Here is a 20385-nt window from a genome sequence, read left to right as displayed (position 1 = left end):
CCGACTGTTCATTAATGAACATTTTTGAAAATACTTTTTTTGTATCTATTTGATATATAGTCTTTTCGTTATTTGGCATGGCGATGGTCTGTTTGGAAACAAAAAGTGGATATGAAGAGAATCTATATATATAGTACATTGTGTTTTTTGCTGGCTTACGCGAAAGTGGACGCACAACAAAGTGAGCAGGGAATAGAAGAGAAGGCTGTCTTCAACAAGGAATCAACCGTCAATAGTGAAAATCAGCGACCAAAACGTAGTTTGACTGAATGTATCCAATTGGCAATAAAAGCCAATCCAACTTTATTACAGAATGAATTAGCTGTTAAACGTGCAGAAGTGAATCTTTCGCAAGCAAAGGCTAACCGATTACCTGATTTAAATGGACGATTAGGTCACAGTCTTACCTCCGGACGTTCGGTTGATAACTCCACAAATCAGTACATTACCAGAAATAACTCTTCTGGAAATTTCTCGTTAGATGCTAGCGTGCCGGTATTTAACGGATTTCGGATTTTAAATGATATCCGGATGCGAGCTGATGCGAAGACGGCCGGAAAACTTGAATTTGATTCTCAGGTTAATGCTTTGAAACTTGATGTTATTACAGCTTACATCCAGGTACTGACCGCACAAGATGTTTTGAAGCAATCTGAATTGCAGACTGAGGTGACACGTGAACAGGTGCGTCGTGCCGAAGCAATGCAAAGGGAAGGCGCCATTAATCCCGGAGATTATTATGATCTGAAGGGGCAACTTGCCAATGATATCAATTCTATCGAAAACAATAAACAGATTCTTTATATGAATCGTGTTAAAATGGCGGGTTTTTTAAATATTGACGAAGCACAGCTGGGCGATCTACAAGCATTGGAATTGACAACTGACGCGCAAAAAGTAGATGCTACAACACTTTATAAATTGGCTACGGAAAACCTGCCGGATATTCCGGCACTGGATTGGAAAATTAAAGCAGCCGAAAAGAATATCAAAATAGCACAATCATCCTATTGGCCTTCTTTATCATTAAGTGGTGGATTGAATTCGAATTATTCCAAAAATGGAATGGAAGGGGATTATTGGTACCAAATGAAAAACAACGTTGGGAAATACGTTTCGCTCAATCTTTCAATCCCTGTATTCAATAGATTTAAAGTAAGGAATGATGTTAAATTAGCTAAACTAGATTTAGAATCAACTAAATTCCAACGGGAGATTGCCCTAAATAATTTAAGAGCTGAAACATCAAATGCGGTTTTTAATCTTAAGAATGCCAGTAATAATATTGTGCAATTGCATGAGCAGAACACAAACTTTGCCGAATCATTTCGCATTGCCAAAGTTGTATTCGAACTGGGGAACAGCAATTCCGTTATATTTTTAACGGCGAAGACCAAGTATGATAATAGCCAGATCCAGTTGGTTGTCAAGCAGTATGAATGGTTGCTACAAAAATATATCAATGATTATTACGCAGGCTCGTTAAATTTATAGTTATCTTAGTGTCTGAAAGAAGCCAGGGAATATGAAAAAAGCATCTATTTTAGTTGTCGACGATGACCAAGATTTACTCACAGCAGCAAGGATTTTGCTAAAACCTAAAGTTAACCATGTTCAAGTCGAATCTAATCCAGAAAACCTGATTGGACATTTGGAGAAAATGCCTTATGACCTTGTGCTTCTGGATATGAATTTCAAAAGTACCATCAATACCGGAAATGAAGGATTATATTGGTTGTCGCGGATCAAGGAAAAGTTTCCACAGGTTCATGTGATTATGATCACAGCTTATGGCGCCGTAGATCTGGCCGTAAAATCGCTGAAACAGGGAGCCGCTGATTTTGTGGTCAAGCCCTGGGAAAATGAGCAGTTGCTGGCCACAATTGAAAGCGTGCTGGCGGAATCGAAAAATAGAGAGAAGAAAAATAAAAATTCGCTTTTACGTTCAAGCAATACTCCGGATCTGATCGGTAACTCCCCGGTCATGGACGAACTGCAATATAAGCTGGAGAAAATAGCGCCAACGGACGCCAATATCTTGATTTTGGGTGAAAACGGTACAGGTAAGGATTTGATTGCTCAGGCGATTCAACGGCGCTCGTTACGCTCGGATCAGGTGTATGTGAAAGTTGATGTGGGAGCGCTGACAGAAACGTTATTTGAAAGTGAGCTTTTCGGTTATAAAAAAGGGGCGTTCACAGATGCTCGGGAGGATCGTCAGGGACGTTTCGAAGCTGCAAATGGCGGCACATTGTTCCTGGATGAAATTGGAAATATTTCTTTGCAGCAACAGGCCAAACTATTGACTGTATTGCAAAATCGACAGGTTACACCGCTGGGTTCTTACCAACCGATCCCTGTGGATATACGACTCATTTCGGCGACAAATGTATCCCTGAAACACCTGGCTGACGAAAGTCGTTTTCGAAAGGATTTGATTTATCGGATCAATACCGTGGAGATTCAGGTGCCACCATTACGTGAAAGAGGAGAAGATATTAGACTATTGGCCATACATTTTCTGGATATCTATGCCAAAAAATATAATAAGCGGATCGAGGGGTTTGAACCTGATGCCATAAAAAAGCTTTTTGCTTACCATTTTCCGGGAAATGTTCGTGAGTTACAATATAGTATCGAACGGGCGGTCATTATGGCTGATCAGGTAAGCATTGCAGGAAATGATCTATTTTTCTCACCCATTGAACAACAGGTGGAGCAGGTCGCTGTTGAATCCGTATCCAGTAGCCAAAATCTGGAAGAATTGGAACGGAAAGCCATCAAATCAGCCATCGAACGTTATAACGGCAATATCAGCAAAGCCGCAAAGGAGCTGGGGCTAACACGTGCCGCACTCTACAGACGTTTGGAGAAATACGATATCTAGTCTATGAGACATGGAAAAGTTTTAAATGTAATTAAGATTATTTTGCTTTTGGCGGCTTCGGTTGTCGGTGCCTACCTGTTGATGAAGCATGAGTACGTGCAGGCTGCATTGATCTTTTGCATAATGCTGTATCTTGGTTTCAATCTGTATGCCCAATATAATTTTTTGGAAAGGCAGCTTGTGGAATTTGCCGAAGCAGTCAAATATCGTGACTTCACACGACGTTTTTTGGTTAAAAATCCAAAATCGGTAGAAGGGCAGCTTTTCCGCGCTTTTAATCAGATTAACGAAACGTATAAGGAAATTAGCATTAAGCAGGAAATACAGCATCAGTACCTCGATCGTGTCATCAATATGCTTAACTCGGCCATTATCTTCTATGAAATGGACACGGGAAAAGTAATGTGGGTGAACGATGCCTTTAAACAGCTGTTTCATCTGCCACACCTCGGGAATATCGCCGGGTTAAAAAAGAAGAATCCTGACCTCTATGAAAAAACGATGCTGCTGGACAATGGCCAACAGCAGATGGAACCCATTCAGTCAAGCAAAGGAAAGATAAAATTGTTGATCCAGAGCTCTAGTTTTGAGACCCAGGATGCCGTATTCCGTATTGTCGTTTATCAAAATATCAATGAAGCTATCGACGAGACCGAGACAAAAGCCTGGCATAAATTATTACGTGTGCTTACGCACGAGATCATGAATTCTATTGCGCCGATCAGTTCGTTGGCCGAAACGCTCAATGGGCGTTTGGATCATTTTAGAGGACATGAGGATATTGAAGATCTAAAAACAGGTATATCCACCATCAAACGTCGGAGTGAAGGACTGCTGCATTTTGCAAAAAGCTACCGCATGATCAACAAAGTGGATCAGCCACAGCTGGCACCAATTCAGGTTTCCCAGCTATTTGAACATATCTATCAGCTGCTCGAGCCGACATTGATTCAAAAAAATATTGATGTCGATATTATCTTAAAGAATACGCGTTTGATACTTTATGCTGATGTCAATCTGATTGAACAAGTTATTATCAATTTGATGCTGAATGCCATCGATGCGGTAAAGACCAGGGAAGACGCATACATTAGTTTGTCCGCATTGGAAATAGACGGCAAGGTGCAGGTTCGCATCGAAGATAATGGTTCGGGAATTCCCGCTGATCTCCAGGAACAGATATTCACCCCCTTTTTTACGACAAAGAAAACAGGTACTGGGGTTGGCCTAACGCTGAGTAAGCAAATTATGTTGCTACATAAGGGCACCATTTTTCTTAACAGTGTGGAGGGAGAAGGCAGTGCCTTTATACTTCAATTTTAACGTACTATCACAAATACAATATATTCTTACCTGTAAAATTTTCCTGTGCTCCAGGTGGGGCTTAAATGGCTTGTTTCTGTCTTTGTAATTGAATGTTCCATGTGAAATAATTCGTAAAAGCGAAATTGCTATATGTAAAACTACGATCAACTATTGCCGGAATTTGAATCCGAAAAGTGCTTTTATAAGGCTGTAGATGATGAAATGTGTGGTATAGCGCACGAATTAAATTGTATATCAACGTAAATTTTTCGATGTTTGCAGCCAATGAACTACCACTTGAAGTACTGGCGCCATTATTTCATATCCCATAGCCGTCATGGGACACATTCTCCGTTTGTTTATAAATTGGTGGATGAAGTAATTTATCAGCAGGATGATCCTGATAGGATCTTAAACTTGCCCCGTGAGGTCAGCATGGGGGGGAAGGTGGAGATAAAAAAATATCTGCTGGTCGACCGTCTACTAAAAACTTTTGCCTATGATCAGTTTATGTTTTTGACTGATGAGCCTCCAGCGAGTTATGAGGAGCTATTTAAACAGAAGGCCGGAAGTTATTCTTTTAGGAAGATCTATTATATTGACCAAACAAACCTTGATCTGGATTTTCTGGCTGTTGTCGGTGAACGCGATATGCTGATTGTAAACGAGCCCCATTTGTCGGTCGAACGGGAAGAGTATTGGAACAAACTTAGGGATGATGATCGCGTGGTTGTCACGATAGATCTGTATCGAATTGGTTTGGTCTTTTTTAGGGCCGGACAACGAAAGGAAAATTTTCTGATCAGGTTTTAGTTTGTTCTCTTTACTTCCGACAAGCTTTGCGTAAAGTTTATTAGGTCTCTGAAGTTTTCCGCTTCGTTTTATGACCGGAATGCGGACATCTTATCAGCATAATACGCTCACTTAAAAAGGCGGACTTTACCTGGGGTCAAACTTATTGTGGTCACAGAACGAAAATAGCATCAATCAGATGCTTTTATTGCTATTTATGAAAAGGGAGGCGGTCTAAAGAGGGAGGCCATCAGCTGAGGCTCCCCCGTTTTTAATTAAAAAGCTTCGCTTAAAGATAGATAAAAACCAGACTGTCTTTTCTCACCCGTCCTCTGTTCACCATAGGAATAATCAAATCGGATACTGCTATTGTGCTCTAAGCTAAAGAAGTAGCGCAAGCCACCACCGTAACTCGGTACATATCTGCTGCTGTTTTCTTTTGAAAAGGTTGATCCAATTCCCGAAAAACCGACAATACCAAAACGAGGATGAAAGCGGTAACGTAATTCCGCTTGGGAAGCAAGGTAATTTTTGTCACGATAACGACCGAGGTAATACCCGCGCATCATCATGTCGCCACCCAGTTCACGGTAATTATAGAAAGGAACTGTTTTCCCGAATGTCGAGCGAAAGATCCCCTGAAGTGCCAGTGTGACTTTTTTATGCAATGGAATAAAGCCGCGAAGGTCTATGTCCAAGTTTGCCCCGTTGAAGTCTGTGCTGGTCCATAACTTAGGCGCGTAAGCAAGTCGCAATTTGGCATAATAACCACGGGTGCTATAGGAAACATTGTCTCGGTTGTCAAATAATTGAGATACGCCAAGCAGCAATTGTTGACCGCCCTCTTTTCCGATAAGACCCGATTGATTGAATATATGGTCGCTGCTATCGCTACGGATTGAAAAATTATCGTACTGTATATTGATGCCCGAATAAAGATGGTTGCCGACTTTTTTCTCAGCTTCCAGTTTTAATCGAAATAGCTTTTGATCAACCCTTTCTTCATCCTTCTTCCAGGTATCCATGCCGATGCCATAGTAATTAAATGGCCAGTTGCGGTATCGGATTTCACTGACGAAATGGTAATCGTTATTTTTTGTCCAAAGATCAGTTTGAAATTTAAAATTTGACTGATGTTTGGATGTAAACGTCCCCATGAGCGTCATTGTGGAGGTACGGATATGGGGATCAGACTTGTCCAGGTAAAAGTTGTATGAACTCGCTAATCCATATTCTACTCCCGTTTCCTGGGCGTAACCAACGGCCGGTAAAACCATAAAACTGCCTGATCGGGTGGAGTCTTTTTCAGCCGAAAGAAATTTTTTACTCAATTTTTGAATAATATTTTGAGCTTTCAAATCGCCTTTACCAGCTACAAATAGTGCAAGTAGCGCTGTATAGCGGGTAAGTTTTGAAAGTGATTGCGGTAAAATTTGCATGCCCAAAGATAGCACATTAGGCAAATAACCAAAATAGGCAAATAGTCAATTAAAAATTATTGTGCTGCATATCAGTATAATTGACAAAAAGTGTTGTTTTTTTTTGACAATTATTTTTGTAAAGTGAGTTTTGTGTCTATCTTTGCATCAGCAAACAAGGGAACAACGGTTCATAATAACGAAGTTTGCTTAGTTCTTTAAATGAAAAAAAAGTAAAAAATAAACTTGCAAAAATCAAAAGTAAATTCGATATTTGCACTCGCTGAAAAGATAAAGTTATCGGATTGGCGTTGATAGAACGTAAGTTATTTTAAAAATATTAGAAGCCTCTTTAGCTCAGCTGGTAGAGCAACTGACTTGTAATCAGTAGGTCATTGGTTCGATCCCGATAAGAGGCTCTAAATGTAACGAAAGTTACAGGTCTGGAGGGGTTCCAGAGCGGTCAAATGGGACGGACTGTAAATCCGTTGCTTCGGCTTCGAAGGTTCGAATCCTTCTCCCTCCACACTTTTTTTAATTGGAGTTTAGATTTACTCTAGTTTCTAGTTATTAAGCGGAAGTAGCTCAGTTGGTAGAGCGATAGCCTTCCAAGCTATAGGTCGCGAGTTCGAACCTCGTCTTCCGCTCAAATTTTTCAAGTATTAAATTTAGTCTCTATCTTCTTTGATAATAATGTATCTAAAGGTGGGGGCATTAATACGTAAATAAGGTTTTTTAGTAAGCCGAAGTAGCTCAGGGGTAGAGCACTTCCTTGGTAAGGAAGAGGTCGTGGGTTCAAATCCCATCTTTGGCTCGTACTTGTGTAAAAGTTAAGCAAGAGTATATAACAAATAGAAATAATTTATAATTACTAATTCGCATAAACATGGCAAAAGAGAAATTTGACCGTAGTAAACCACACTTAAACATTGGTACTATCGGTCACGTTGACCACGGTAAAACTACAACTACAGCTGCTATCACTAAAGTGTTGGCTGATAAAGGTTTGTCAGAAGCTCGTTCATTTGATTCAATTGACTCTGCTCCTGAAGAAAAAGAGCGTGGTATCACAATCAATACTGCACACGTAGAATATTCTACAGCTAACCGTCACTATGCACACGTTGACTGTCCGGGTCACGCTGACTACGTTAAGAACATGGTAACTGGTGCTGCTCAAATGGACGGTGCTATCATCGTAGTTGCTGCGACTGATGGTCCTATGCCTCAAACTCGTGAGCACATCTTGTTGGCTCGCCAGGTAGGTGTTCCTGCGTTAGTAGTATTCATGAACAAAACTGACTTAGTTGACGACCCTGAGTTGTTAGACTTAGTAGAAATGGAAGTTCGTGAGTTATTATCATTCTACGAATTCCCAGGTGATGATATCCCTGTAATCAAAGGATCTGCTTTAGGTGCATTGAACGGTGAGCCTGAGTGGGTTGAGAAAATCATGGAATTAATGGATGCTGTAGATAACTACATTCCAATTCCTCCACGTTTGACTGATTTACCTTTCTTGATGCCTATCGAGGACGTATTCTCAATCACTGGTCGTGGTACAGTTGCTACAGGTCGTATCGAAAGAGGTGTAATCAACTCTGGTGATCCAGTTGAGATCTTAGGTATGGGTGCTGAGAACTTGAAATCTACAGTAACAGGTGTTGAGATGTTCCGTAAAATCTTAGATTACGGTGAAGCTGGTGATAACGTAGGTTTATTGTTACGTGGTATTGAGAAAACTGATATCAAACGTGGTATGGTTATCTGTAAACCAGGTTCAGTAACTCCTCACGATCATTTCAAAGCTGAGGTTTACGTATTGTCAAAAGCTGAAGGTGGTCGTCACACACCATTCTTCAACAAATACCGTCCTCAATTCTATTTCCGTACAACTGACGTAACTGGAGAAATCTCTTTACCAGAAGGTACTGAAATGGTTATGCCAGGTGATAACGTTACGATCTCTGTTAAATTGATCTCTCCTATCGCTATGGAAAAAGGTCTACGTTTCGCTATCCGTGAGGGTGGTCGTACAGTAGGTGCTGGTCAGGTAACTGAAATCATCTAGTCTTTCATAAAGATCTAGAATCACATAGAATAAGCTAATCAACTGCTGTTGATTAGCTTATTTTTTCGATAAGCGATTTATCGGATTAAAATAAAAAAAAGTAAAAAAAGATTTGCAGAAAGTGGTTTAAAACACTATATTTGCATCACAAAATAAGAAATACACGGGCATAGTTTAAAGGTAGAACGAAGGTCTCCAAAACCTTTGGTCTGGGTTCGAGTCCTGGTGCCCGTGCTTATAAAAACAGATAAACTAAAATGGCAAAAGTACTTGATTTTTTTAAAGACTCTTACGTGGAGATCACTGAGAAAGTGACTTGGCCTACGTGGTCTCAGTTACAAAGTTCAGCTGTTATTGTGCTTGTTGCGTCTCTTCTTATTGCATTGGTTGTCTTTGTAATGGATAAAGCTTCAAGTGTAGGGTTAGAATTCTTGTACGGTATTGCTTCTTAATTTTTCAATCGTATTTATTTATGGCAGATCAAGGTTTAAAGTGGTACGTAGTTCGTGCTGTAAGTGGTAAAGAAAAGAAAGTAAAGCAATATATTGATGCCGAGGTTAGTCGTTTAGGTATTGAACACTTGGTTCCTCAAGTGTTAATTCCAATGGAGAAATACTACTTAATGCGCGATGGCAAGAAGGTTGCTAAAGAACGTAACTACTATCCTGGTTATGTTTTATTGGAAGCCGCTCTTGACGGAGAGTTAGAACACGTCATCAAAAATATCAATAGCGTAATTGGTTTCTTGGGAGACAAAGCTGGTAATGCTGTTCCTTTGCGCCAAGCAGAAGTAAATCGTATTCTAGGTAAGGTAGATGAAATGGCCGAGCAAGGTGAAACCATTAATGTTCCTTACTATGTGGGCGAAACAGTGAAAGTAAACGATGGCCCTTTCAATGGATTTACTGGTGAGATCGAAGAAGTTCATGAAGATAAGAAGAAATTGATCGTCATGGTGAAAGTCTTCGGTCGTAAGACTCCGCTGGAGTTAAACTACATGCAAGTAGAAAAAGAGTAAGATTAGTAATTAACGATAGAGAAAAGCTTTACATGAAAATGTAAGGCTTTTTTTTTATTTTTTCCTCTTTTATGTTATCTCGGACTGATGACTGCTTCATCAGCACCGTTCTTTGTAAAGAAAATGTTAAAAGCGGTATCTGTTTTTTTTTGTAAATTGAACTGCCGGTCATATGTTCCCAGAACCTTTTATAAAAATTATGAACTATGAAACCAACAAAAAGTCGATTTTTTTGTAGAGAGGCACAACGTTCAAAAATGCTTTTCGAATCGCAGAAAAAGGCCGAAAACTTTATGCAATATAATAACAAAGAAATTCTGAACGAGTCAGGCTATGCTCCCGTAAGATCTTATCATTGTATCGCATGTGATGGTTGGCATCTGACGAGCAGACGCGAGGAACTGGACCTTCCTAGCAAAACAGAATTAGTGCTGGAAGCCTACAAGGAAGTGACGGATGAGAAAGATAAGGCAAAAGAACTTCGTGCCAACGGACGGCAAGAAAAGGAAGCTCCATCAGCAAACGCTCTTGAGGGGCTGCGAAAGAAAATTGAGCTAATAAGACGTTCTCTAAAGAATAAAGGAAGTAAAACTATAATAATCAAATTAATAGAGGGAGCTTCTAGGAGCTTGAAAGACCTTGAGGTTACAGGCCAGCTCAAAAAATCGAAAGGAGAACTGGAAGTTCACTTAGGCAGGCTTGAATCCCGAGCCATGTTATTACCTGATGACGAGGAGGCTGGTATCCAGACACAGATCCGCGTGATAGAACGTTTATTTGATAATGAAAGCAATCGCATATTAATACGTAATCTGATTTATGAAGCATTGCGGACATTGCGGAATATGGATGGTGCTATGCTGCAGCAGGATTCAAAGAAGGCGCTTGAAAAAAAGCTAAAGAATCTTGCGCTCCGCTGTGATCATTTGCGCAATAATACATCCGGGTAATACGGATGCTTTGTACATGGAATTGTTCATTTCGGAATTTCGTCCGAAAACCGTCCGATTTCATCGATTACTTTTTTCGTTTTTGGCTAAGTAGGCTAGATTGGTAAAAAACTTTTGAAGCAAGTTTTAACCAAATTTGTTAGCCTATGCTAAAGAGCCAAAAAAATAGACCTTATTACATCGTATGGGAAGATGGAAAATGTCACGCCATGGAGCCGAGCTACACCACCTATCGCTATGATTTACACTTTGCTACTGGTAATACTATTCAGCTTGCGGATGATGAAGCTGGTAGGCTGATGAGCCAGTATTATTTTTACGATTCATTCTTTGTCGATCTTATTCAGGTTGAAGCCCTTGTACCCTTCCGTTTTAATCTTAATGTACCCGAGCGATTTCTGTATTTATTTTTTATGCTGGAGGGCGAGTGCAGCTATGGCGGAATTGATAAAATAATATCGGTCACTGCAAATTCGGTGACGCTAGAACATGTCAATCATAAAATTCCGATAGGCCCGATATACGCTGAGGCCTTTCTGGCACATATCGCATTTTTTGGATAAACTAGGCTTCATGAATATCGGTATTCTTTTTCTTAAATTGCTTTTTTGTTTTTTTCCATGCAATCATGATATAATTAAAGAGCAGCCCGAATATATTTTCTCCGGTTATATCGCTTGCTAGGGCAGGCGGCAACAATTCATAGATCGTAATGCCAAAATAGTCAGCTATCTTGTAAACTTGCTCCACTTTTAGTTTAGTCTCATTTCGTTCAATTTTTGAATACGCTGCCTGTGACATGTTCAAAATAAACGCAACAGCCTCTTGTGATATCTTGAGGCTCTCTCTTTTCTGTCTGATAATAGTTCCGATTTCCTCTTTTGCCATTCTTTTCAATACCCAAATAAGAAGGCCTAATTTAATAAATATAACTTGAAGTTGTAAGTTTTTCTATGATAAAACTGGTGGTTATAGGATATAACCTCAGGTTGTGGTACCTAAACTGCTTTTCTGTGAATTTTGAAAAAATAAAAATCAGATATCATGGAAAAAAAATTAAAAGAAATTAACGTAAGAGAATTAGATGAAAAAGAAGTGGTGGAAATTGAGGGGGGAACTGAAAGGGAAAATTCTAAAGATGTAAGTTGGTTTGAGTCAATATTGAACTATTTTAAACCTTAAAAAGCATCTTTCAACTCGAATGTATAAGGGCTGATTATGAGTGCTAATATAGAGCCAAGGATAAATGCGACTAAGTGTAATGGTCTATTTATTCTAGAAATCTTGATGAATGAAAGTAGAAAAGATATTAATAACATATATAGCCAATAATGTGTGGCATTATGAATCCAAGGTATAAATAAATGATTGATTTTTTGCAAAGGGAAAAATAGTGTGGAAAAACCGAATAGTGCAGAGGAAAGGCCTGATGCACCAACAGCCGTAAACCTGAAGTCTTTCTTTTTAAAAAGTGTTTGAACGAAATTAGGTACTATTATAAAAAGAAGAAAAATCAATATTGTGAACACCTGTGCAATGATAATACTATATGCTTGATTTAAGACGGCAAACATATCATACCCTAATCCAAAAATTACAATACAATTAAACAATAGGTGAATCCCGTTGCGATGAACTAATGCGGAGGTAAGCAAGGTATGAATACGCTTACCTCTTGCTATTTCGTAGGGGTGCAGGATCAGTGCATGGAAAAATGGTTTGTGATAAAATCCAATCATGCTGCAGGCCAATATAATCGGAACGACGATATAGGAATATGGAGCTTCGGAAAAAGTTGGAAATATATCAAAAAATTTCATCAACGGCCATTAATTGTGCTTCCGAAGATAATTAATAAATTTTAAAATACAACCTCAGGTTGTGGTGGGTGTTCGGGCTATTGATCAATTTTGTATCGTTGATCAAAACCAAGATGAAAAGAACAAATATCATATACTTACTGCTGATAGCGGCTATAGTGATAGGGCTGATATTATTGCCGTTAATCAAGGTGCCGATCTCAATTTCGGCACAGGGGATCATTAGGCCCAAGATGGAGAATGCAAAAATACTCTCTTTGGTCAGTGGTCGCATCATTGACAATCGTATCGTGGGCAACAATCAGCAGGTAAAGGAAGGGGACACTTTACTGATTGTCGTCTCTGAAGATCTGGAAAATAAGCTGTCCTTAAATAAGGATTTGATGGCAGACTATTCACGACAGATTGCTGACCTGAAACTCATTCTCGCGGGAGACGCAAAAAACGTGCAAGGTGGACAATACCAGTTGGAATATCTATCGATGGAGCAGCGGATGTCCGAAATCCAGTCGCAACTTACATTAGCACGCCGCGAACTGGAGCGTAATAATAAACTATATAGCCAGGGGGTGGTGTCTCAAGCTGAGCTCGATAAGACCAAATATTCCTTTGAACAACTGGAAAATCAGTTTCTAACAATACGCAAACAACAGATGGCGCAATGGAGTGCTAAGCTGGTCGAATTGCAACAAAAGGCGCAATCGCTGTCGTCTGAGAAAAAGTCTATCTTGATTGATGGTCAAAACTATATTGTTCGGGCACCTATCACTGGGACCGTGGTCAATTTTAAAGGGTATCAAAAAGGAGGACAGCTGGTACAGGGTCAGGATATCCTCGAAATTTCACCAGAAGATCAGCTTATAGCCGAATGTATGGTGCCTACCAAATCCATTGGCTACATCAAAAACGGTCAATCGGTAAAGTTTCAGATGGATACGTATAATTATAACCAATGGGGATTTCTGTCGGGTACAGTGCATGATATCGACTACAATTTGGTGACGGATCAGCAGCAGGGATCTTTTTTTAGGGTCAGGTGCCGCATGGATCAAAATTTTCTGGGCTTACCCAATGGTAATAAGGTCTTTGTAGGAAAGGGGAATACATTCAATGCCCGATTTTATCTCTTGGACCGTACCTTATGGCAGCTCCTGTTTGATCGGGCTGATGACCTGTTCAATCCAAACCTTGGCGCTAAAACGAGCGCATTATAAAAACTTCTCTATTATCTGACAATAATAATTTGTACGAATGAAAAAATCACCTGTTTGTATCAAACAGCACGATATCCGTGACTGTGGAGCGGCTTGTCTGGCTTCTATTGCAGGCTATTATGGCACGCATATTCCCATCGCCAAGATCAGACAGTATTGCCATACCGACACGCGTGGTACCAATGTATTGGGGATGGTGCAAGGACTGCAGCAGATGGGTTTTAATGCCAAAGGTGTCAAGGGCGCAATGGATGCTATTCCGCAGATCCCGCTTCCGGCAATTGCTCATGTTGTACTTAAAGAGCAGCTCCAGCATTATGTGGTGATCTATCAGGTTGAAAAAGATAAAATTACGGTGATGGATCCCGGACTGGGAAAAGTGGAAAAATACACATTTGAGGCCTTTCAGAAGATCTGGACCGGGGTACTGATATTAATGGAACCTAATGAGTACTTTGAACAGAAAAATGAAAAGACCGCCGTTTATAAAAGATTTTGGAATCTGATCAAGCCGCATCGCTCGGTCATTGTTCAGGCGCTGGTCGGCGCTGCGGTGTATACGCTGCTGGGACTTTCAACATCATTTTACATTGAAAAAATTACCGACTATGTGCTGGTGGATGGCAATGTACGCCTACTGAACCTGCTTTCTATCGGTATGCTGGTCATTCTGGTTTTTCAGCTGCTCATTGGTACATTGAAAAGCGTGATGGTCTTACAGACGGGACAAAGGATCGACAAGTATCTTATTTTAGGCTATTATAAACACTTGCTGAGCCTTCCGCAGCGCTTCTTTGATACAATGAAAGTCGGCGAGATTATATCGCGGGTCAATGATGCGGTCAAAATTCGTGCTTTTATCAATGATGTGGCCATACAGGCTGTGGTCAATGTGCTGATCGTGGTATTTTCCTTTGCGCTCATGTTTACTTATTTCTGGAAACTGGCGTTGATAATGCTGCTCGTTATCCCCTTTTATCTGGGGGTATATTGGCTTTCCAATAAACTAAACAAAAAAGTAGAGCGGCGGATGATGGAAGAGGGAGCCGAACTGGAATCGCATCTGGTCGAATCGCTCAATTCGGTCAAGACTATCAAGCAGTTTGGTATCGAAACTTATTTCAATAGCGGTACAGACAACAGGTTTTCGCATTTGTTGAAAACAATCTATGCCTCGGTGATGAATGGATTGTTTTCCAGCACCTCTGGTGAATTGTTGTCGCGGCTCTTTACCATTATCCTCTTATGGGCAGGCTCTTATTATGTGATCGAACGTACGATCACACCGGGCGAACTCTTATCCTTTTATGCGTTGATCGGATATTTTACCGGGCCGGTGACACAATTGATCGGAATGAACAAAACCTTGCAGAATGCATTGATCGCTGCAGATCGGTTGTTTGAAATCATGGATCTGGAGCGTGAGGAATCCGAAGAAAAATTACAGCTGACATCGGATCTGGTTGGTGATATCGTATTCGATAATGTCCGTTTTTCCTATGGATCGCGGGTGGAGGTATTCCGCAATTTTAGCTGCCGAATAGAGCAGGGGAAAATGACAGCTGTGATCGGGGAGAGTGGCAGCGGTAAGACCACTCTCGGAGCACTTATCCAAAAACTGTACCCGCTACAGGAGGGCAAGATCTCCATTGGACAGTACGATCTGAATTATATCTCAAAGAGTTCACTTCGGGAACGCATCGCCATAGTACCCCAGCAGATTGATTTATTTTCGGGTAACGTCATTAGTAACATAGTCGTCGGGGAGGATATCCCTAATTTTCAGCGTCTATTGCAGGTGGTCAATGAATTGGACATGATGTCTTTTATCGAAAAGCTACCTGCTGGTTTTGAGACACAGCTGGGTGAAAACGGGTCTATGTTATCGGGTGGACAGCGGCAACGTATTGCCATTGCGCGTGCGCTATATCGTGATCCGGATATTCTCATTTTAGACGAAGCGACTTCGGCCTTGGATACATCAACGGAACAGGTGATTCAACGGGCTTTTCGCCGCTTCAAAGATTCGGGTAAGACGATGATCGTCATTGCACATCGGCTGAGCACCATTGCGGAAGCGGATACGATCCTTGTGCTTAAAGACGGTGTACTTATCGAACAGGGGGAACATAAGCAGCTACTGGCGCAGGAGTCGGTTTATAAGGATATGTGGAAAAAGCAATCGATCGTGTTAAACTAATCTAGCCTATTATTCAATGATGAACATTTATCGAAGGGAGAGTATAAAGTATTGTCTTATTCTTATATGGGTAATGCTGTCTGTGGATGTGCTGGCACAACAAACCTGGACTTTGCAAGACTGTATCGATTATGCGGTGGAGCATAATCTGCCGATCAAGCAGCAGGAAATTAAGGCTGCGATAAAGGTGTTGGATCAGGAAATGGCACTCCGTGAGCGTTTGCCAAGTGTCAATGGCTATGCGAACGGTTATACCACTTTTGGATCATCACAGGATGTGTTCGGTACGATCCGGCGTAATGATAACTTGAATAGCAATATGGGGATCAACGCGGAACTAACCCTTTACCAGTATAATTATTTTCGCAATCAGGCCAAAAAAGCAGCTTCTGAAGCGGAGCAGGAACGTATCGAGAAAGAAATATTGAAAAGAAATCTTACCGTTCAGCTGATGGAAGCCTATCTGCAGACTTTGCTGGCTCAGGCGCTATTGGTATCACAGGATTCGGCCATGCAGTTTTCAAAGCAGTTATTGGATAAAGCCGAGAAAAGTACGGCGGTGGGAGCAACAGCTGTGTCGGTAGTTGCAGAAGCAAAAGCCAATCTGGCACGGGAAAGGCAGCAATATCAGCAGTATCACAAAGATAGACAACAGTCCTTGCTCAAATTGGCTCAATTGATGAACCATCCAGATTACAGTAGTTTGCGATTGGCGGTCCCGATAACTGCGCAAGATCCGCAGCATGACAGTACTTTTTCGGAAATATCGAACTTGCGGGAAGAAGCCTATTTACATAATCCAGTATTTGCTAAACTCCAAAATCAAAAGGATGGACTTGACCTCGAATCCAAGCTAATTAAAGCAGCACTATTTCCGACAGTAAAAGGATCTGCTGGTTTGGGGAGTACATATTTCAATGCGTTTAAAGCAGAGAATACGCGGTCTTTTTTTGTGCAGAGCAAAGATAATTTTGCCCAGCAGCTCGCCGTAACGGTTTCGGTACCCATATTTAACAAGGGGAAAACAAAACGGCAGTTGAAGCAGATCGAATTTAACAAGCAAAATATCCAATTGTCGGCCGACAATGAAAGGCTCGCTCAGCAACATATCCTAGACAAGCTATTGCTTGAATTGGACGAGAACAGAAAGCAATATGGTATTGCGGTAGAAGCGAGCACGGCAACGGAGCAATCTTTGGATTACACCTTGCGGAGTTTTGAGGCAGGCAAGGCATCTATTTACGACATCAATACCAGTAAAAGTAATTTGATCAAGGCGGAGTCGGAAAAGATCCGCAGCAAATATAATGTGGTGTTCAATCAGCTGCTGCTACGCTACCAGATTTATGGAACGATAAATTAAATTATATGAAGTTATTCCAATATATAGACCGGATTAATTTGTTGGACAAGTTGATCAGGCGGAGAAGGACGGGGACTCAGTCGGAACTAGCGATTCGACTTGGGCTTTCTGTATCGCGATTGGCCCGTATTATTGAATATCTCAAGGATATAGGTGCTCCAATTGCTTTTGATAGATCGCTTAATACGTATTATTATGAAAAAGAATACTCAATACAAATCAAGGTAGAAGTTCAGCAAGAAAATATCCATTTGCTAGATCTAAATCAAATGAGGCAAGCAAATGCGGGTGACAACTTTATTTCAATTCATTTATTGAATGCTTTTTTTGTGCATTGAGGAAAAGTAATTTAGTAGTATTAAATAACAAAGCAGGAATCCGAAAAGGCTTAAAATAGAGTAGGAGCTAATTTTTTATAAATCAAAAAAATGAATACATTAGATTTAAAAGGTTTCGGTGTTCAAGAGATGAATGCTAAGGAAATGATGGAAATTGATGGTGGACAGCAGACACGCGTAGGTAAATGGTTGAAGGCAGCTGGGGAGCTAGCTGTTTGGGTTGCGGAAACTTTTTTATAATAGTTATCTAATTTGGTGTGGCATTGACTTTATTTGAGTAGATGCCATACCATTCGTTTAATGGTTTGTATGAAATATATATTATTTCCTGTTATTAAAATACATAAAAAATATAATTTTTTATTTTTTTTGCTGTTTTTTTTTATAGATACTATTCTAAGTTACGGTTTTACGCAGATCATTAATTATTTTACATTTGATTTTGGTGCTGTAGAGTCAGTCGCTAATGTTCCTAAGTGGCTTTTATTTGTAATCATGGTAATATTTGCTCCACTATTTGAAACAATAGTGTTCCAATTTGTCGCGCTGGAGTTACTATTAAAGCTAAAGATTTCGCCCAGTATAGCTATTGTTGTTAGTACCGTTATCTTTGCATTATTTCACAATTATAATATTCCATATATGGGTTATATTTTATTGACGGGTTGGATATTACCGTATTACTATATGGCTCTACGGGATCAAGGGAAAAGCAATAAAATAGTATTTGTTTTTATGCTTCATTTGATAGGGAATTTTATTTCATTTTTTGATTATATATAAGATGGGTAATTTAGTACTTTCAAAATAAAAACTATTTTACGTAAGAACCTAAGTACTTTACTACTTAGGTTCTTCCTAAGTTTGATTTATTGAAACAGAAAATAGAACTTTTAATATTTGGTACCTTACAATCAAGTATTATTTTGATTGTGTTTTTTCTATTGTTTGGCTTGGATATAGCTTCCAACACTATTACCATGTCTGATCAATTTAATATTTTTCTAATATGTATCTGTTCAGCTTTTTTTGAAGAGATCATATTTAGATATTATTTGATTAAAGGTTTAGGGAAATCTTTCAGTAGAAAAAAATCAATAGTAATTTCCAGTTTGTTATTTGCTATTTGTCATTTGGCAAATTCTAATTTCACTGCCATTGCTTTTTTTTCCCATTTTTTAGGCGGTATTATTTATGCCTATGCTTATATGCAGACAAAATATATATATTACCCGATAGGATTGCACTTCGGATGGAATTATGCTCAATGGTTATTTTCGCTCCCAATGAGTGGAACGATAAAGGAAGGTTGGTTTAATCTTACTTTTCCAACCGTCAATTATTGGTTTGGAGGAGCCTATGGAATAGAAGGGGGGCTTGCAAGCCTAATTGTTCGGGGGCTTTTGTTATGCCTTGTTGTATTTACTGTTTCTCGCTATGATAAGAAATCTATTAATGACAATTTGTAAATAAAAATGCTAAATATTCTGTTAAAATATTTCAAAATACAACTTCTGGTTATAGTTTGTACGGGAGGTGTTGCCTATTTTTGGAATAGTAAATCAAATCTAAATCATCAAGTCAAATTTTCATTCTTCTGCATTCATCAATCGATTAATATCGAGAAAACATAATGATTATCTGGAGCAAAAATAAACTTATGAATGAAATAAAGAATTATTCTGGGTTTGTTGTAGAACCGAGATTGATTAAAAAAATTAAGCTTAATACGCTTAGTTTTTGAATATAATAATAACCGTGTTGGAAGATAGCGAATCGATTTACATTTTATATCACATTGATAAAAGCTTAGATGAGAAGAGCGAGAATTTTTTAAGAGTTTTCTGGAAATTATTCCATTTGTTTATTGCAAAAATCGATCAATATTTTTATTTTTAGATTCCTAAGTTTCTAATTCATTATCAATGTATGGAGAAGTTTTATTTGTTTTTTGTGTCTCACAAGAATTTTTGCTTTTTAGCACTCGCTTTCATATTTATTCTTTATAGGCTGGGTTACGTTCTAGGCGGAATGTTATTCAAATACTTTCCTATATAAAATGAGTGAAGGAACAAAAAAAATATGGAAAAATGTGCTAACTGTTGTAGCCATTGCTATATTAGTGTATTTGCTCCAAATTGATATTGATAATTTGATAGTGAAGATCAAAGAGCTGTGTCGATAGCATGCGTATTTGAAGGAGAGCATAAAAATCACAAGAATAAATTGATAAGAAAGAAATGAGGTGATTGATAGGGAATGCTGAGTTTGCTTTAGGATATGAAATAGGGGGAAGTGCAAGCCAGTAAAAATATTGAGGATCTTCACCTATAAATAAAAGTGGTATGCGAACGATTCCCGATATTTCATAAAAAACGCAAATAGAGAGTATATTGGTGAACAAAAACATTCTTCAATTAAGTGTAAAACGTAAATATGTGGATGCATTTATATGCTTTGGTTTTCTATTGTTAATAGCTTTTTATATAGGTTATAGAATAGGGAAAAATACTGCTGAACGACAGCGTATTGAAATAGCAAATTGAATATTCATATATAGCGCTTTTTATTTTTTCTAAAAGTGCATGTTTTCAAAAGGCACCGAGAACTTTTTTCATGGAGTTTTTTCTTTATTATCGGCATTCAAGAGCTCATCCGACAAAATTCGGGTTCGGTTCATGGCTGTTGGTTTTTTTATTGGAGCTGAAATTCGTATGTATGTTGCTAGTTAATTCGTAATAATATGAAAATTGAAAATATGTCATTGGTTCCACTTACAGAAGTGGAAATGCAGGAACTTGATGGTGGAGGTATACCTCTGTTGATTCTAATGATTTGTTGCGGGGTTGGCGATAGGTTTAGCGTTAACTTAACATGAATTTTAGATAGCATTGTTGGTATTATCTAAAAAATATAAACAATGCTATCTTTCTTGATTTATAATGCATCGTTATAGAGCAAACAAGTACTATTGAAAAGCAGTTGTTATATTTGGTGATTTAATGATGA

At 39.2% G+C, this 20385-nt stretch carries 20 protein-coding genes and 5 tRNA genes; 22 read left to right on the top strand and 3 right to left on the bottom strand.

Annotated features, from left to right (window positions below; translation table 11 throughout):
• Positions 1–111 precede the first annotated feature (111 nt).
• The 4 genes from DCO56_RS21775 (at position 112) to DCO56_RS29775 (ending at position 5005) form a co-directional block, all read left to right on the top strand.
• Complete coding sequence (locus DCO56_RS21775) at positions 112–1494, top strand: TolC family protein (RefSeq protein WP_146191113.1); 1383 nt, start codon at positions 112–114, stop codon at positions 1492–1494.
• Between the two features lie 31 nt (positions 1495–1525).
• Positions 1526–2887, top strand: a complete 1362-nt coding sequence (locus DCO56_RS21770) for a sigma-54-dependent transcriptional regulator (RefSeq protein ID WP_108635856.1) — start codon at positions 1526–1528, stop codon at positions 2885–2887.
• A gap of 3 nt (positions 2888–2890) precedes the next feature.
• Positions 2891–4210 carry a sensor histidine kinase gene (locus DCO56_RS21765; protein ID WP_108635855.1) on the top strand — a complete coding sequence of 440 codons (1320 nt, stop codon included), beginning with the start codon at positions 2891–2893 and terminating at the stop codon, positions 4208–4210.
• 258 nt (positions 4211–4468) lie between these two features.
• Positions 4469–5005 carry a hypothetical protein gene (locus DCO56_RS29775; RefSeq protein ID WP_245935894.1) on the top strand — a complete coding sequence of 179 codons (537 nt, stop codon included), beginning with the start codon at positions 4469–4471 and terminating at the stop codon, positions 5003–5005.
• A 254-nt stretch (positions 5006–5259) separates the two neighbouring features.
• On the opposite strand, the gene DCO56_RS21755 is transcribed toward DCO56_RS29775, so the two are convergent.
• Entirely contained in the window at positions 5260–6423 is a 1164-nt protein-coding gene (locus DCO56_RS21755; RefSeq protein ID WP_108635853.1) for a BamA/TamA family outer membrane protein, read from the bottom strand.
• A gap of 325 nt (positions 6424–6748) precedes the next feature.
• Between DCO56_RS21755 and DCO56_RS21750 the strand changes: the two genes are divergently transcribed.
• The 10 genes from DCO56_RS21750 to DCO56_RS21705 all read left to right on the top strand — a co-directional run bounded on the left by DCO56_RS21750 (position 6749) and on the right by DCO56_RS21705 (position 11004).
• Positions 6749–6821: transfer RNA gene (locus tag DCO56_RS21750), tRNA-Thr, on the top strand.
• 26 nt (positions 6822–6847) lie between these two features.
• Positions 6848–6928 (top strand) — tRNA-Tyr (locus DCO56_RS21745).
• Positions 6929–6976: 48 nt separating this feature from the next.
• A tRNA-Gly gene (locus DCO56_RS21740) sits at positions 6977–7049 on the top strand.
• Positions 7050–7144: 95 nt separating this feature from the next.
• A tRNA-Thr gene (locus tag DCO56_RS21735) sits at positions 7145–7216 on the top strand.
• Positions 7217–7288: 72 nt separating this feature from the next.
• A complete protein-coding gene (gene tuf, locus DCO56_RS21730) occupies positions 7289–8473 on the top strand; it encodes an elongation factor Tu (RefSeq protein ID WP_077437774.1) in 1185 nt (394 codons plus the stop codon).
• A 163-nt stretch (positions 8474–8636) separates the two neighbouring features.
• Positions 8637–8707, top strand: a tRNA-Trp gene (locus DCO56_RS21725).
• 23 nt (positions 8708–8730) lie between these two features.
• On the top strand, positions 8731–8925 hold the full coding sequence (secE, locus tag DCO56_RS21720; protein ID WP_028072657.1) for a preprotein translocase subunit SecE: 195 nt from the start codon (positions 8731–8733) through the stop codon (positions 8923–8925).
• Between the two features lie 20 nt (positions 8926–8945).
• The gene (gene nusG, locus DCO56_RS21715; protein WP_104384853.1) at positions 8946–9491 is read left to right on the top strand and encodes a transcription termination/antitermination protein NusG; all 546 of its coding nucleotides are present in this window, start codon (positions 8946–8948) and stop codon (positions 9489–9491) included.
• A 206-nt stretch (positions 9492–9697) separates the two neighbouring features.
• Entirely contained in the window at positions 9698–10441 is a 744-nt protein-coding gene (locus tag DCO56_RS21710; RefSeq protein ID WP_146191112.1) for a hypothetical protein, read from the top strand.
• A 146-nt stretch (positions 10442–10587) separates the two neighbouring features.
• On the top strand, positions 10588–11004 hold the full coding sequence (locus DCO56_RS21705) for a hypothetical protein (protein WP_108635851.1): 417 nt from the start codon (positions 10588–10590) through the stop codon (positions 11002–11004).
• Between the two features lies 1 nt (position 11005).
• Here the strand turns inward: DCO56_RS21705 and DCO56_RS21700 are convergent, their stop codons facing one another.
• Positions 11006–11329 (bottom strand): helix-turn-helix domain-containing protein, encoded by a 324-nt coding sequence (locus tag DCO56_RS21700; RefSeq protein WP_108635850.1) that lies wholly within the window; start codon positions 11327–11329, stop codon positions 11006–11008.
• 156 nt (positions 11330–11485) lie between these two features.
• On the opposite strand from DCO56_RS21700, the gene DCO56_RS29375 reads away from it, so the two are divergent.
• Entirely contained in the window at positions 11486–11623 is a 138-nt protein-coding gene (locus tag DCO56_RS29375; RefSeq protein ID WP_165305681.1) for a hypothetical protein, read from the top strand.
• Here DCO56_RS29375 and DCO56_RS21695 read toward each other — a convergent pair.
• Entirely contained in the window at positions 11620–12261 is a 642-nt protein-coding gene (locus DCO56_RS21695; protein ID WP_108635849.1) for a rhomboid family intramembrane serine protease, read from the bottom strand. The two genes, DCO56_RS29375 and DCO56_RS21695, sit on opposite strands and share 4 nt — an antisense overlap.
• A gap of 113 nt (positions 12262–12374) precedes the next feature.
• Here DCO56_RS21695 and DCO56_RS21690 point away from each other — a divergent pair, with 113 nt between their 5' ends.
• From DCO56_RS21690 to DCO56_RS21665, 7 genes are all read left to right on the top strand, one after another.
• Positions 12375–13475 carry an HlyD family secretion protein gene (locus tag DCO56_RS21690; RefSeq protein ID WP_108636102.1) on the top strand — a complete coding sequence of 367 codons (1101 nt, stop codon included), beginning with the start codon at positions 12375–12377 and terminating at the stop codon, positions 13473–13475.
• Positions 13476–13512: 37 nt separating this feature from the next.
• The gene (locus tag DCO56_RS21685) at positions 13513–15675 is read left to right on the top strand and encodes a peptidase domain-containing ABC transporter (RefSeq protein WP_108635848.1); all 2163 of its coding nucleotides are present in this window, start codon (positions 13513–13515) and stop codon (positions 15673–15675) included.
• A gap of 16 nt (positions 15676–15691) precedes the next feature.
• A complete protein-coding gene (locus tag DCO56_RS21680; protein ID WP_108635847.1) occupies positions 15692–17038 on the top strand; it encodes a TolC family protein in 1347 nt (448 codons plus the stop codon).
• 5 nt (positions 17039–17043) lie between these two features.
• Entirely contained in the window at positions 17044–17376 is a 333-nt protein-coding gene (locus DCO56_RS21675; RefSeq protein ID WP_108635846.1) for a hypothetical protein, read from the top strand.
• Between the two features lie 90 nt (positions 17377–17466).
• Positions 17467–17616 carry a hypothetical protein gene (locus DCO56_RS29370; protein WP_165305682.1) on the top strand — a complete coding sequence of 50 codons (150 nt, stop codon included), beginning with the start codon at positions 17467–17469 and terminating at the stop codon, positions 17614–17616.
• 69 nt (positions 17617–17685) lie between these two features.
• Complete coding sequence (locus DCO56_RS21670; RefSeq protein WP_165305683.1) at positions 17686–18159, top strand: CPBP family intramembrane glutamic endopeptidase; 474 nt, start codon at positions 17686–17688, stop codon at positions 18157–18159.
• 89 nt (positions 18160–18248) lie between these two features.
• Entirely contained in the window at positions 18249–18845 is a 597-nt protein-coding gene (locus DCO56_RS21665; protein ID WP_108635844.1) for a CPBP family intramembrane glutamic endopeptidase, read from the top strand.
• Positions 18846–20385 lie beyond the last annotated feature (1540 nt).

It is taken from the genome of Sphingobacterium athyrii (assembly GCF_003071065.1).
Classification (GTDB): Bacteria; Bacteroidota; Bacteroidia; order Sphingobacteriales; family Sphingobacteriaceae; genus Sphingobacterium; species Sphingobacterium athyrii.
The sequence above is the reverse complement of the archived record's forward strand: the minus strand, read 5'-3'. Positions and strand labels throughout refer to the sequence as shown.

Coding starts and splice junctions, on each gene's coding strand:
- DCO56_RS21775 (WP_146191113.1), top strand. CDS start 112: ATGAAGAGAATCTATATATATAGTACATTGTGTTTTTTGCTGGCTTAC.
- DCO56_RS21770 (WP_108635856.1), top strand. CDS start 1,526: ATGAAAAAAGCATCTATTTTAGTTGTCGACGATGACCAAGATTTACTC.
- DCO56_RS21765 (WP_108635855.1), top strand. CDS start 2,891: ATGAGACATGGAAAAGTTTTAAATGTAATTAAGATTATTTTGCTTTTG.
- DCO56_RS21755 (WP_108635853.1), bottom strand. CDS start 6,423: ATGCAAATTTTACCGCAATCACTTTCAAAACTTACCCGCTATACAGCG.
- tuf (WP_077437774.1), top strand. CDS start 7,289: ATGGCAAAAGAGAAATTTGACCGTAGTAAACCACACTTAAACATTGGT.
- secE (WP_028072657.1), top strand. CDS start 8,731: ATGGCAAAAGTACTTGATTTTTTTAAAGACTCTTACGTGGAGATCACT.
- nusG (WP_104384853.1), top strand. CDS start 8,946: ATGGCAGATCAAGGTTTAAAGTGGTACGTAGTTCGTGCTGTAAGTGGT.
- DCO56_RS21710 (WP_146191112.1), top strand. CDS start 9,698: ATGAAACCAACAAAAAGTCGATTTTTTTGTAGAGAGGCACAACGTTCA.
- DCO56_RS21705 (WP_108635851.1), top strand. CDS start 10,588: ATGCTAAAGAGCCAAAAAAATAGACCTTATTACATCGTATGGGAAGAT.
- DCO56_RS21700 (WP_108635850.1), bottom strand. CDS start 11,329: ATGGCAAAAGAGGAAATCGGAACTATTATCAGACAGAAAAGAGAGAGC.
- DCO56_RS29375 (WP_165305681.1), top strand. CDS start 11,486: ATGGAAAAAAAATTAAAAGAAATTAACGTAAGAGAATTAGATGAAAAA.
- DCO56_RS21695 (WP_108635849.1), bottom strand. CDS start 12,261: ATGAAATTTTTTGATATATTTCCAACTTTTTCCGAAGCTCCATATTCC.
- DCO56_RS21690 (WP_108636102.1), top strand. CDS start 12,375: ATGAAAAGAACAAATATCATATACTTACTGCTGATAGCGGCTATAGTG.
- DCO56_RS21685 (WP_108635848.1), top strand. CDS start 13,513: ATGAAAAAATCACCTGTTTGTATCAAACAGCACGATATCCGTGACTGT.
- DCO56_RS21680 (WP_108635847.1), top strand. CDS start 15,692: ATGATGAACATTTATCGAAGGGAGAGTATAAAGTATTGTCTTATTCTT.
- DCO56_RS21675 (WP_108635846.1), top strand. CDS start 17,044: ATGAAGTTATTCCAATATATAGACCGGATTAATTTGTTGGACAAGTTG.
- DCO56_RS29370 (WP_165305682.1), top strand. CDS start 17,467: ATGAATACATTAGATTTAAAAGGTTTCGGTGTTCAAGAGATGAATGCT.
- DCO56_RS21670 (WP_165305683.1), top strand. CDS start 17,686: ATGAAATATATATTATTTCCTGTTATTAAAATACATAAAAAATATAAT.